The organism is Romboutsia faecis, from assembly GCF_014323405.1.
Taxonomy (GTDB): domain Bacteria; phylum Bacillota; class Clostridia; order Peptostreptococcales; family Peptostreptococcaceae; genus Romboutsia_E; species Romboutsia_E faecis.
Map to the genome: position 1 here is coordinate 1 of NZ_JACRWE010000001.1, position 12,390 is coordinate 12,390.

13 protein-coding genes are annotated in these 12,390 nt (G+C 27.9%); 3 read left to right on the forward strand and 10 right to left on the reverse strand.

Going from position 1 to position 12,390, the window contains the following annotated elements:
• The 9 genes from H8923_RS00005 to H8923_RS00045 all read right to left on the reverse strand — a co-directional run.
• Positions 1-200, reverse strand: a 200-nt coding sequence (locus H8923_RS00005) for a rubredoxin-like domain-containing protein (protein WP_408639055.1), incomplete at its 3' end; no start/stop codon positions are given.
• A 168-nt stretch (positions 201-368) separates the two neighbouring features.
• Positions 369-902: a (Fe-S)-binding protein gene (locus H8923_RS00010; RefSeq protein ID WP_153973045.1), complete on the reverse strand. Its 534-nt coding sequence runs from the start codon at positions 900-902 to the stop codon at positions 369-371.
• Positions 903-915: 13 nt separating this feature from the next.
• A complete protein-coding gene (locus tag H8923_RS00015; protein ID WP_153973044.1) occupies positions 916-2,058 on the reverse strand; it encodes an aminotransferase class V-fold PLP-dependent enzyme in 1,143 nt (380 codons plus the stop codon).
• A gap of 130 nt (positions 2,059-2,188) precedes the next feature.
• Positions 2,189-2,428 (reverse strand): hypothetical protein, encoded by a 240-nt coding sequence (locus H8923_RS00020; RefSeq protein WP_153973043.1) that lies wholly within the window; start codon positions 2,426-2,428, stop codon positions 2,189-2,191.
• 118 nt (positions 2,429-2,546) lie between these two features.
• Positions 2,547-3,479, reverse strand: a complete 933-nt coding sequence (locus H8923_RS00025) for a DMT family transporter (protein ID WP_153973042.1) — start codon at positions 3,477-3,479, stop codon at positions 2,547-2,549.
• A 182-nt stretch (positions 3,480-3,661) separates the two neighbouring features.
• Positions 3,662-3,946 carry a BMC domain-containing protein gene (locus H8923_RS00030; RefSeq protein ID WP_153973041.1) on the reverse strand — a complete coding sequence of 95 codons (285 nt, stop codon included), beginning with the start codon at positions 3,944-3,946 and terminating at the stop codon, positions 3,662-3,664.
• 283 nt (positions 3,947-4,229) lie between these two features.
• Positions 4,230-5,510 carry a conjugated bile salt MFS transporter gene (locus tag H8923_RS00035; RefSeq protein ID WP_153973040.1) on the reverse strand — a complete coding sequence of 427 codons (1,281 nt, stop codon included), beginning with the start codon at positions 5,508-5,510 and terminating at the stop codon, positions 4,230-4,232.
• 139 nt (positions 5,511-5,649) lie between these two features.
• Positions 5,650-6,819, reverse strand: coding sequence for a PucR family transcriptional regulator (locus H8923_RS00040; RefSeq protein ID WP_172976759.1), 1,170 nt, complete (start codon positions 6,817-6,819; stop codon positions 5,650-5,652).
• A gap of 246 nt (positions 6,820-7,065) precedes the next feature.
• Positions 7,066-7,752 carry a YczE/YyaS/YitT family protein gene (locus H8923_RS00045; protein ID WP_243139999.1) on the reverse strand — a complete coding sequence of 229 codons (687 nt, stop codon included), beginning with the start codon at positions 7,750-7,752 and terminating at the stop codon, positions 7,066-7,068.
• 415 nt (positions 7,753-8,167) lie between these two features.
• On the opposite strand from H8923_RS00045, the gene H8923_RS00050 reads away from it, so the two are divergent.
• The 3 genes from H8923_RS00050 to H8923_RS00060 all read left to right on the forward strand — a co-directional run bounded on the left by H8923_RS00050 (position 8,168) and on the right by H8923_RS00060 (position 10,885).
• The gene (locus tag H8923_RS00050; protein WP_153973038.1) at positions 8,168-10,099 is read left to right on the forward strand and encodes an OPT family oligopeptide transporter; all 1,932 of its coding nucleotides are present in this window, start codon (positions 8,168-8,170) and stop codon (positions 10,097-10,099) included.
• Positions 10,100-10,192: 93 nt separating this feature from the next.
• On the forward strand, positions 10,193-10,549 hold the full coding sequence (locus H8923_RS00055) for a PqqD family protein (protein WP_153973037.1): 357 nt from the start codon (positions 10,193-10,195) through the stop codon (positions 10,547-10,549).
• 6 nt (positions 10,550-10,555) lie between these two features.
• A complete protein-coding gene (locus H8923_RS00060; protein ID WP_153973036.1) occupies positions 10,556-10,885 on the forward strand; it encodes a hypothetical protein in 330 nt (109 codons plus the stop codon).
• A 44-nt stretch (positions 10,886-10,929) separates the two neighbouring features.
• On the opposite strand, the gene H8923_RS00065 is transcribed toward H8923_RS00060, so the two are convergent.
• Entirely contained in the window at positions 10,930-12,390 is a 1,461-nt protein-coding gene (locus tag H8923_RS00065) for an MFS transporter (protein ID WP_153973035.1), read from the reverse strand.

Below are 12,390 nucleotides of genomic sequence, written 5' to 3' on the forward strand. Positions count from 1 at the left end.
ACGAAGTTTGCTCTTAATCCTTCTATTACTTCTTCATCTACACCTTGTGCTACACCTATTCTGTGCTCATCTGCCCAGTTTAATTCTCCTGACATTTCTTCAAACTTGTCAGCCCCTACTTTACATACTGGACATACAACACCTTCTATAGTTTCTCCTTCGTGGATGTATCCACATACTGTACATACGAATTTTTTCATATTCTTTCTCCTCCAATGATAATATATATTTTGATTATAAATTTTATTTACTTTGTTATGATATCATATATACCCCCAGTTTTTGGATTTAAACATAAAAAGTAAATTTTTATAATCACTAAGTCAAATTTATTTTACCATTTTTTTCATAGAATTATCAATATACTTTTAAATATCATTTCCTAACATTAAACATATAGTTTCTATTTTATCTTTATTATTCTCATTACCTTTTTCATACAAATGAAGACATCTCCTAGGCTTAGTTTCATTTTTTATTAACTTTGTGGCAAAAGCTAAACAAGTTGATTCCTGACATTTCCCGCAATTTAATTTAGGAAGATATGTATAAACTTCTAATGGACTTGGCAATTTTCTCATTTCTTCTGATGGCTCAATCTCATTTCTTTTTTCGTCTACATTGTTTATTAGTTCTTTTATATAATCTAAAGTTTCAAATGCATCAGTTTCATTAAGCAATTTAGACACATTTATTGCTTCTGGATACATAATAATAATTTTAGGTCCTTTGTTGAAAGTAAAAGTATTTGCTTTTTTGTTATATATCCCTGACTTTAAATAAGTGTTTAAAAATGGAAATAAATCACTTATATTTCTTGAAGTTATTGCTTTTATTCTTATCCTTAATGAATCTGTCGTACAAGGTTGAATAAAACTTAAAGTTATTTTATCTAAATACATATTAACTCCCCTTTTAAATTTGAATTTCATTTAAAGCTCTTACTAATATATCTATATCTTCTCTTTCATTAAAATATCCAATTCCTATTCTTAGTGTTCCAATATCTTTTGTTCCTATTAAATCATGAGCACTCGGTGCACAGTGTAGCCCCGCTCTAACCATAATATTATATTTATTATCAAGAGTATAAGCTATTTCCTCCGCCATAGTATTTTTTATATTAAAAGATATTACACTTACTATTTTATCACTATCTTGTGGACCGTATATTTGTATGTTATTTACAGACTTTAATTTATCTAAAGCATATCTAACTAGTTCTTTTTCTTTATTATGTATATTTATAATCCCCTTATTTTTTATAAATTTTACAGCTTCACCAAGTCCTATAATTCCACTTACATTTAAAGTTCCAGTTTCTAATTTATTAGGATAATAATTTGGCTGATATTCGTAAGCTGAATCACCGCCTGTACCTCCTACTTTTAATGGCTCTATATTATATTCGCAGTTAATCAATAGTCCTCCAGTTCCCATAGGACCTAATAAGCTTTTATGACCTGTAAAAGCTAGTATATCTATATTATCTTCTTTAACATCAATAGGTAGTACACCTGCACTTTGTGCTGCATCAACTAAAAAAGGTATTTTGTATCTTCTTGCAATTGCACCAATATCTTTTATTGGTTGAATAGTACCTAATACATTTGAGGCTTGAGTAAATACTATTAAAGATGTATTATCTTTTATATTTTCTTCTATATCTTTTATATTTGTATATCCTTCTTTGTTTGCATCTATTTTTGTTATACTTATGTTTATTTCTTTTTCTAATGTTTTTAAGCATCTCCATACTGCATTATGCTCTAAACTACTAGTAATAACATGATCCCCTCTCTTCAATATTCCTTTTATTGCCATATTTAAAGCTTCTGTTATATTAGATGTGAAAATTACTTTTTTAGGATCATTAAAGTTAAATAATGATGCTATTTCTTTTCTAGTATTGTAAATTAAAAAATCAGATTCCATTGCCTTTTGATATGAACCTCTACCTGAACTTGTCCCGTTGTTTACCATAAAATTATAAACTGCATCTGCTACTTCCCTTGGCTTTGGATACGATGTAGCAGCATTATCTAAATATATGCTCATATATATCCCCCTTTGATTTTACATCTTAGTCCTAGTTTAATATTAGCATATTTTGTATTATTTTACATGTAACTATAAATAAAAGCTGAACTATAAAATATATAGTTCAGCTTTTATTTAACTTTTATATTTAATCATTTAAATCTTCTTTATACTTTGCTTCATGTCTTTTTTTATAAGCTAATTCTCTTCTCTGATCATGCATTCTTTTAGTTGTATCTTTACTGTATTTGCTTTCTCCTTGTGCTGCTAAATCTACATTTACTTCCGCACCAGTCTCATGATGTACTCCAAGTTCTCTTGCTGCCTCAATTTTCATTGCATCTGGCTTTTTATTATATTTAGGTACTCTATTTGGATGTTTAGGCATATTGTCACTTCCTTTTTAATATTTATTTCATATTTATTATTTAACAAATATATTTATTAAATACTAAAAATTATTACAAACAAAAATTATATATTAAAAGCAACATCTTAAATTTATTTTAGCTTAAATTTATATTCTCATCTTCTTTAATTGCACTAATATTTTTTGTACGTTCTACATCTTTTTTATTTTTTAAGAATGATAATTTAGTTTCTGAAACTATTATAGCTGAAAAAATTAGTAAGCACCCTATAACTAATTTCACAGTAACCAATTCATTAAAAATTATTACTGAAAATATAGTTCCAAATAAAGATTCAGTAGACAATATTATTGCAGTTTTAGTTTCACTAACTCTCTTTTGACATATAGTCTGTAGGAAAAAACCAATAGTCGTACTAAATATACCTAAATATATTACTCCTAAATAAGCAATAGGTCCTACACTTATACTCACTTCTTTGGTTATTACTTGCACAATAAAAGAAAGAATAAAGGCTACGCTAAATTGTATTGCTGTTAAAACTAATGGATTATATTTTTTTGCAAACTCGCTAGTATAAAAAATATGAAATGCAAAGCCAATAGATCCAAGCAAAGTTAGAAAATCACCTAAATTAATTGAAAAATCCTTCTCTAATGATAATATTCCTATTCCAATTATTGCTACTATACTACTAATAAGACCCCATTTGTCAATTTTTCTTCTATATATCAAGTATCCTATGAATGGTACTATAACAACATTTGCAGCAGTTATAAATGCATTTTTAGATGGAGTAGTATAAACTAACCCTACAGTTTGAAGTTCAAAAGCTATAAATAAAAATATTCCCAATATAACTCCAGATATTATTGATTTATTATCTATATACTTTTTTACTTGCTTGAAAAATATTATATTTAATAATAATGCTGCTATAAAAAATCTTATTGTCAAAATTTGTATAGGAGTAAAACCTCCATCTAATGCTAGTTGAGTACCTATAAATCCAGTCCCCCATATTATAGCAGTAATAACCAAACCCATTTCATGTAAATATTTTTTCAACTTAACACCCCTTTCTTAGATAAAATAATATATTCTAAAAAATTATTACATATATAGATTATTATATTAATTTCGCTTTGTAAATAATTGTAAATATATTTTATGAAATCAAAAGGAATGTATCAAAATAACTTTATTGTACTATATAAAGTACTAAAAATTATTTTAATACATTCCTTTTTCTAAATTGAAGTATTATTATTTTTTATTATTTCCAATATCTCATTTGGTATATCTTTTATAATGTTAACTGCATATACTTCTCCTAAGCAACCTGCTGCTTCAGAAGCTATATCAAGTGCATCTTTTACATTTTGTTCTTCTCCACTTATAATTACTGTAATCAAAGCTAGACCTATTTTTTTAAAACCTATTAGCTTCACGTCTGAATACTTTAACATAACCGTTGCCGCTTCTACTGCACTAACCAATCCCTTAGTTTCAATAAATCCGATTGCATTTGACATTTTTATTCCTCCTTATTATATTTTCATTATTCATAAAAAATCCTCAGCCTTTCAATTGTTAATTACTTTTATTTAATTATATTTGCATTTCTCTACTTCTTTAATAACATACTCCTATTTCTAATATTTTATGGATTTTATTAATATAATTGCATATATATTGAAATTTAATAAATTAATTATCTCAATACATATATGTAGTTTTCCCAAATAAAAAATGATAGATGTATTATCTATCATTTTTTATTTATTCTATATAAATATTATTCTAATATCATAGCTATTATATTGTTTCTAAATCCATATTTTGCTCTTTTACTTTCTTTATTGATGTAAGTAATAAAGCATAACCTGTGAATATACACACTAACATTAGTATCCATGCGGCACTAAATCCAAAGTTATCTACTACCATTCCGAATAATGTAGATCCAAATGCAAATCCTAAAGCAAATAATAAACTTATAGTTCCAAGTATTACACTTGATTCTTTTTTACCAAATACATCTGTAGCCATAAATGCTGGTGCAGACATATATGAATATACATTAAGCCCATATGCTATTGAGAAGAAAAATGCTAATCCATGTACTTTTCCTGATAATAATAGTGCCACTACTGCAATTGCCTCAAGCACCATTGATATAGTCATAGTTTTTAAAGTACCTATTTTATCAAATAAAGCACCACCAACAACATTTCCTATTAAACAGAATAATGCAAACACTGATCCTAAAGTCCCTACTAATGTAGCACTTAACCCTAGTTCTCCTGTAAAGTAAGTTGCATATTGAGTACTTAGAGCTGATATAGAAATAGCTATTATTGCATATCCTATAGAGAATATCCAGAAAAACTTATTCTTTCTTACAGCCTTAGCTCCAAGTCCTTCAAATGCATTATTACTTTCATGTTCTTCTGTAACTTCATCTTTTCTTACTGTTTCAACTTCACCTTCCTTAGGTAATCTTATTAAAAATAATATAACTGGTAAACTACATGCTATTGCTATTATTCCAAATAATATATAACTGTAACTCGCACCTTTTGATGCTAACATTTGTGAAGTTATTTGTTGTAAAAATACATTCCCTATAGATCCTCCAGAGAAAGCTATACCAAGAGCTTTACCTCTTCCTTTTTTAGGGAACCAATGGTTTATTACAAAAGGTACTCCTAGGCCAGAGAACATTACGCAACCTATTTGTTGTATAGCTGAATAAATATAAAATTCTGGTAAAGTTTTAGAAAATCCAAATCCTATAAATCCAAGACCTGATAATGTAGCTCCTACAATAAATAAAATTTTTATATTTATTTTACCAAATAGTTTACCTAAAAAAGGTGAACATGCTGCAGAAGCCATAGCCCCGAATGTAAATATTAATGAAAATCCAGCCAAAGAAAATCCAAAATCTTTAATTACATAAGGTATAAATAGCGGCTGTATATTCTGTGCTATACCAAATGGTATTGCTTGCATAAACATACACACGAAAACCATAAAATATTTCTTTTTGTTACTAATATCTTTAGTATTATTTATAATTGCTTGATTGTTCATGATGAACCTCCTTCTATGTTTTTGACAATAAATATATTGCCATTATTTAGAAGTAAGCTCAATGTTATTTCATACATTTATATTTGTGCATATGCACAGTTGATTTTTTTTCAAAACTTAGTATAATGAGAAAGTATGCCTATATAAGATACCTTATCATGAGAGATAAATATATCTTGCTCCTATCTCCTATATCAGAAAGATTTAAATCTAATATTTCTTCTATTTTGTTTATCTTATAGTTTACTGTATTTCTGTGTATATATAAGCTATTTGCTGTCTCATTAACTTTACAATTATTTTCAAAATAATTAATAAGTAATTCTACATAATCAGTATTATTCACTTCATCATAAACTTCTAGATCACCTATAGTCTCATCATGAAATTCTTTCATAATATCTTTATTTTCAATTCCTAATAAAAGCCTGTACAGCCCTAGTTCACTGTATCTAATATGAACATTATTATTTCTTAAAAGCCTATTTATCTTAGCTACATTTCTAGCTTCTTCATATCCCTTGTAGAGCTTTTCTATACTACTCGTGTGTTTTCCTATACCAACATAAAAGTTCATACTCTCAAATTTTTTTTCTAAATTTATGTATAATTTTTTTAAAATCTTATCTATTTCTGAATCTGATTTATTTAGAAACAATATAATTATTGATTGACCCACTTCTACACAGAAAAAATTGCTTCTTATATAATTTAATTCATCTTCAATATATTGCTTTATTTTCGTTATAAAATATTCTGTATCTTCTGTATTAATATTTTTATAATCTACCTCTATTATTGTTAATATATATCTCCAGCTAGATTTGAAGCCTGCTTTTTCTAATGTATTTATATATAGTTCTTCATAGGTTGGTAGAAATATAGCATCTTTTATAGCATTTGATATTTCTAAATATGTTTTTTCAGATTCTAAAATGGTTATTGTTAAGTCTTTCATAATTTCTGCTATTCGTATACCCCAAGGCATTAAGAATAAAGGATATTCATTTTCATTACAATAATCTAGTATATCTTGGCTTATATTTTCTATATATTTACCTGTATTTATTATTATCCCACTACTATTTTGTTCCTTAGTTGTTTTTATTAAATTAAATAAATCACTTTGATTTTTTATTGCTATTCCTGTAGTAAATACAATTTCTTGTCCTTGAAGGAAAGTCGCTATTTCTTCACTTTCTACAATATGAGTCCACCTTACCTTATTTTTTAGTCCCTTTTCTCCTGCTATAAGTTTTACTCCATGTTTTTTTATGTCTCTATATAAGTACATTAATGCTACTGACATAATATTCATCCTCCAAAGTTATAATATCAAGTATATTTATTTTTTCATAATGGTATTTTAGCATATAGATTATAACATATATTTTTCATGATTTTTTAGAATTTCATATTACAATGTTTTCTATAATGTAACTTTAATAAAAAGCATATCGTGGTAGATTTCATAAAATACTCAGTGCTGTAAATATAAAATAAATAAAAAATAACTTAAAATATAAAGGGAGTAGATAATCTACCCCTTTATATTTTAAGTTTCTATATTTTCTATACTCTTATGCTTATATTCTCTTATAAATACTTTAGCTAAAGTGTATGTTTCTTTAATTGACCTATGATTTAATAAGCTTACATCTAAATTAAACTTTTTAAATATAAATTTCATACAATACCCTAAACCTAAAGCTATTATAAATGTACCTATACCTACATAACCACCTAATAAATATCCCACTATTAGTGCTCCTATTTCTATAGCTCCTCTTATAGTGCTCACAGGCCTTTTAGTTATTTTAGTCAAAACAACCATTAGCCCATCCCTAGGACCACATCCTAATTCACAACTTATATAAAAATAAGTGCCTAAACTCATTAATAACATGCCTATTATTATCATTATTAGTCCACTTAAAAAGCTATCACAAACTGGTACTAATTCTGTGAATATTATTAAATCCGTAAATAATCCAATAAAAATCATATTAAGAACAGTTCCTACTCCAATTTTCAATTTAAATAAAGTAGTAGTTCCTATGACAATAAACCCAACGATAATACTAGCTTGACCTATTGTTAAGAATGTATGATTTGATAGTCCCTGATGAAAAACATCCCATGGTCCTGCTCCTAAATTAGAATTAAGCATAAATACAATTCCAAGTGCACAAGTAAAAAATCCACTAAATAATCTCAGTAATAATCCAAATATTTTTTTCATAAAATCTCCTAATTTTTACATTAAAATTCTACTAAATTAAAGTATATCATATAATTTATTTTTATTAAAAACTATTATTAAAAAATTCTTTATTTTTGTATTATTCTTTTATTTTTTTCTAATTTTGTCTTAACTTTTTATTTTACAATATTCTCTTCTACAATAAGCTATGTTGATATATTTAAGTAATATCTATATAATCTATTATATATAATTTTATATATACATATTAATCATCAAATTAGCTATTCTATTTTAATTCTTCATCAGTTTAACATTTCAAATCTATTTATATTTATCTACAATACAATAGGTTAGTTATTAGTTTTAATCATATCTGTATATAATCGCAATTGTGTATTTTTACTAGTTCTACTCTGCATAATAAAATTTATTACTTTTAGGGGGGAAAATAATGAATGATGAAAAGACCTTAACTGGTCAAAAAGAATTTAAACCATTTATACCTGCTGATAGAATTTTACCTGAATTTACTCTTACTTCTATAGTATTAGGTTGTTTTCTAGCTATAATATTTGGTGCAGCAAATGCATACCTAGGACTTAGAGTTGGTATGACTGTAAGTGCTTCTATACCTGCTGCAGTTATATCAATGGGTGTTATCAGGGTTATATTAAGAAGAGATTCTATACTTGAAAATAATATTGTTCAAACTATAGGTTCTGCTGGAGAGTCTCTAGCAGCTGGAGCAATATTTACTTTACCTGCACTATTTATATGGATGAAAGATTGGGGAATGCCTAGTCCTAGTTTATTAAAAATTGCACTTATTGCATTATGTGGTGGATTATTAGGTGTTTTATTTATGATTCCTTTAAGAAAAGCTCTTATTGTTAAGGAGCATGGTGTTCTTCCTTATCCAGAAGGTACTGCATGTGCAGAAGTTCTACTTGCTGGTGAAGAAGGAGGTTCTAAGGCTTCTGTAGTATTTGCTGGGCTTGGAATTGCAGCTGTTTATAAGTTTATTGCTGATGGATTAAAGTTATTCCCTAGTGAAATTGAATGGGAAATTCCAGGATATCAAAATGCAGCTATTGGTATTGATGTTCTTCCTGCACTTTTAGGAGTTGGTTATATCTGTGGATATAAAATCTCTGGTTATATGTTTGCTGGTGCGATCGTTGGATGGATAGCTTTAATTCCATTGATTGGTTTATTCGGTGCTGATGCCACTATTTTCCCGGCTACAGTTCCTATAAGCGAATTAGGATATTGGGGAATTTGGAGTAGTTATATTAAGTATATAGGTGCTGGGGCTGTTGCTTGTGGAGGTATTTTAAGTTTAATTAAATCTTTACCTCTTATTATAGATACATTTGCAAAAGCTATGAAGGATTACTCAAATAGAGAATCTTCTAATAATGCTCTTAGAACTGATGCTGACTTACCTATGAGTATAGTTTTAATCGGCTGTTTATTAGTTGTAATAGCTATATGGTTAATACCTTCTATCCCAGTTAACTTCATAGGTGCTTTACTAATTGCAGTATTTGGTTTCTTCTTTGCTACAGTTTCTTCTAGACTTGTTGGTTTAGTGGGAAGTAGTAACAACCCTGTTTCTGGTATGGCAATAGCTACATTGCTTATATGTACTATGATTTTAAAATCTTCTGGCATGACTGGTCAAGAGGGAATGATGGGTGCTATTGCTATTGGTTCTATTATATGTATAATCGCTGCAATAGCTGGTGATACTTCTCAAGATCTAAAGACAGGTTATATAGTTGGAGCAACTCCTAAAAAGCAACAAATAGGTGAACTTGTTGGTGTTGTAATATCTGCTCTTACAATTGGTGCTGTATTATATTTATTAAATGCTGCTTGGGGATTTGGTTCAAAAGAAATCCCTGCGCCTCAAGCTACTTTGATGCAATTAGTTGTAGAAGGAGTTATGAATGGTAACTTACCTTGGGCATTTATATTCGCTGGTGCTGGAATAGCAATTGCAGTAGAAATAATAGGAATACCAGTTCTTCCATTTGCAGTTGGTTTATATCTTCCTATACATTTAAGTGCCGGTATAATGTCTGGTGGAGTTATAAGACTATTCCTAGAAAAGAGAAAATCTAAATCTGAGGAAATTAGAAAAGAAGAAATTAATAGAGGTATCCTTTATACTTCAGGACTAATTGCTGGTGAAGGTTTGGTAGGAGTTTTATTAGCAATACTTGCTATTATTCCATTTAGAAGTACTACTGTTGCAGGTGCTATTGATTTCTCTTCATTTAGCTTAGGTAAAACTGGTTCTGTAATCGCATTCTTACTTTTAGCTTTGACACTATTTAAAGTAACAATTTGGTATAAAGATAAAAATAAAACCGCTTAATATAAAAATCTAGCTATATATATCCCTTAAAACTAGGAGGCTAAAATCCTCCTAGTTTTAAAATATAATTAGTTATAAATAAGGAGTATCTTAATGAAAAAGACAAATAAAAATAATAAAAACTATTTAGACTTTATACCTATTATAAACCCAAATATAAATTGGTATGTAAATGAGAAAAATCTAGTAATTTTAGAAATCAAAAGGAATAATTTTTTTGATAAGATTGCTCAAAAACTATTTAATACACCACATAAAAGCGATATAAAATTAGACAACCACGGAAGCTTTGTTTGGCAATGCATTAATGGTAATAAATCAGTTTACGATATTTCAAAAGAAGTTAGTAATCACTTTGGAAAAGATGCTGAGCCTTTGTTAGATCGACTAGTCGCTTTTTTTAATATACTTGTAGATAATAAATTTATTACCTTCAATAAAAGGGGATAATATCTTATGGAAACTATTTTTTATATACTCTTATTTGCATTTATTACTGTAATAATTAGCTTATGGGGACTTGTTAAAGAGAAAAATAAAACTAATGATTTACTAAATGTACTATATGATAAAGCTGAGAGAAAAGTTATTAAAGAACTAAAAGTTAATAAAAGTTTATCTAGGAAACAAATAGAAAAAGAACTAATAAATCTAAGAGCTTCTTTATTTTACAGTAAAAATAAATTAGTAGTGCAAGATCCTTCTCATTTTACAAAAATTATTATAGGAAGACTTTTAGAAAAAGAAATTATTATTAAAAATAGCAAAGGTTATACATTAAAATAATAGAGCTATCTAAATTGATAGCTCTATTATTTTAATGTATTTAATTATGCATCTATTTTTTCAGTATCTTTTTTCATTTCAGATATTTTTTCTTGAACTTCAGCCATTTTTCTTTCATCTAATGGATAGAATTTCATAGCTATTAATGAACATATCCATCCTAATATAGGCAGTCCCATAAATAAACCAGTTGTTACCCAGAATAATTCTTGAGTGTAAGCATCTGTTGCTTGCGGCATTGCAGTAGTAAAACCTATTGCTGCTACTGCAAATCCAATTATTGTAGTTGCAAATGATGATACCATTTTATCAACAAAAGAGAATAAAGTCCCCATCATCCCAGGTACATATCTGCCAGTTAAATATGTTTCATAATCAGCGCAATCTGCTATCATAGGTATAACTATTCCACTTGATATTGAAGATATACCTTTTGCCAAAGAGAACGTTCCAATCCATAATGCTGTCATTATGCCAAAGTTTTCTAGAGATATTTGATTTGGATCTCCTAAGAATAATACTAAAAATAATGCTACATATCCTATTATTGATAACCAAGTTGATACAACTAAAGCTTTTTTAGAACCAAATTTACTTGCATATCTAGTACCTAATAATATTATTATAAAACTAGGTATCATTGTTATCATTGACATTTTTCCATAGAGTGCATAATTACCCATAACGATTCCATATAACATAACCATAACTACTGAGTTATTTGCTGTTTGTAATGCTAATTTATCTGTGGATGCCGCAACTATAAGCATTTGCATAGCACGATTGCCCTTTAATACACTCAAATAATCTCTAAACTTAGTTTTTACTGTCTTTCCACCTAATCCAAAATACTCTTCTCTATCTTTTGACCATATTGAAATCACAGCTACAAGGGTACCTATTCCTGCTAAAATTACAAATGTTGTAGAAAACTCTTGCATTGCTTCAGCTGTAAATCCACCATACTTTGGTGATAAGTATGATGATGTATATTGAGCTATAGCTGCAAATAAAAATAAATTAAATATACTATCAAATCTTGTGAATAATGGTCTTTGTGATGGATCATTAGTCAAACATGCTTGAGCAGCTTTTGTACAAGCAGTTTGGAAAGTATATCCTACTATATATAATCCATATGTAACTATAAAGAAAATTAATCTTATATTCTCAGGAACTACATGAGTAAAATTATATAATACTAGTACACTAACTGACATAATAGCATATCCTAATATGATAGATGGTCTAAACTTACCAAATTTAGTACTAGTTTTATCTATTATAAATCCTATTATTGGATCTGTAACTGCATCAAACATACGCATTGATGTTAATAAGGATGAAATAAGTATTACCGATAATCCTGCTACTCCAGTAGCATAAAATGAAACATAAGTCATAAGCATCATAAATAAATTTGTTGCAGTGTTATTTAGAGCAAAACCTGCTATCTGCCAAGTTTTAGCTCTGTTGTAAGTTATTTGGTTTGTATTTGTAAACAT

What these genes read in the sequence shown, in the direction of transcription:
- H8923_RS00010 (WP_153973045.1), bottom strand. Translation starts at nt 902, where the DNA reads ATGTATTTAGATAAAATAACTTTAAGTTTTATTCAACCTTGTACGACA.
- H8923_RS00015 (WP_153973044.1), bottom strand. Translation starts at nt 2,058, where the DNA reads ATGAGCATATATTTAGATAATGCTGCTACATCGTATCCAAAGCCAAGG.
- H8923_RS00020 (WP_153973043.1), bottom strand. Translation starts at nt 2,428, where the DNA reads ATGCCTAAACATCCAAATAGAGTACCTAAATATAATAAAAAGCCAGAT.
- H8923_RS00030 (WP_153973041.1), bottom strand. Translation starts at nt 3,946, where the DNA reads ATGTCAAATGCAATCGGATTTATTGAAACTAAGGGATTGGTTAGTGCA.
- H8923_RS00035 (WP_153973040.1), bottom strand. Translation starts at nt 5,510, where the DNA reads ATGAACAATCAAGCAATTATAAATAATACTAAAGATATTAGTAACAAA.
- H8923_RS00040 (WP_172976759.1), bottom strand. Translation starts at nt 6,819, where the DNA reads ATGTCAGTAGCATTAATGTACTTATATAGAGACATAAAAAAACATGGA.
- H8923_RS00045 (WP_243139999.1), bottom strand. Translation starts at nt 7,752, where the DNA reads ATGAAAAAAATATTTGGATTATTACTGAGATTATTTAGTGGATTTTTT.
- H8923_RS00050 (WP_153973038.1), top strand. Translation starts at nt 8,168, where the DNA reads ATGAATGATGAAAAGACCTTAACTGGTCAAAAAGAATTTAAACCATTT.
- H8923_RS00055 (WP_153973037.1), top strand. Translation starts at nt 10,193, where the DNA reads ATGAAAAAGACAAATAAAAATAATAAAAACTATTTAGACTTTATACCT.
- H8923_RS00060 (WP_153973036.1), top strand. Translation starts at nt 10,556, where the DNA reads ATGGAAACTATTTTTTATATACTCTTATTTGCATTTATTACTGTAATA.
- H8923_RS00065 (WP_153973035.1), bottom strand. Translation starts at nt 12,390, where the DNA reads ATGTTTACAAATACAAACCAAATAACTTACAACAGAGCTAAAACTTGG.